Source organism: Tianweitania sp., assembly GCF_032053605.1.
Taxonomy (GTDB): Bacteria; Pseudomonadota; Alphaproteobacteria; order Rhizobiales; family Rhizobiaceae; genus Tianweitania.
This window is the reverse complement of sequence record NZ_DAMBUH010000175.1, coordinates 4,034-4,269: the sequence shown is the minus strand read 5'-3', so window position 1 is coordinate 4,269 and position 236 is coordinate 4,034. Positions and strand designations below refer to the sequence as shown.

The 236-nt window shown below is 64.4% G+C and carries 1 pseudogene; it reads right to left on the bottom strand.

The features are described from left to right. Nucleotides 1–236: pseudogene (locus tag RTX98_RS20215) on the bottom strand (hypothetical protein); the annotation flags it as partial.

Sequence of the window (236 nt, the reverse complement as noted above, 5' to 3'; positions counted from 1 at the left end):
TGAGCAGGAGTTCGACGGTGCCGGTGCCGGTGACGCCGAGCAGGCCGAAGCCGAGGCGGCGGCACAGATTGCGAAAGCGGGCGTCGTGTTCCCTCCCTTTGCCGCGCTTTGACATTTTTGCGGCAAGCCAGACTTCGTCGCAGGCCGAAGCGCGGTCTATCGCCTGCAGCAGCAGGTCCATGTTGAACTGCATCTTGAGTTCGCAGACCACCACCACAGGCGGGTCGCCTTCGCGC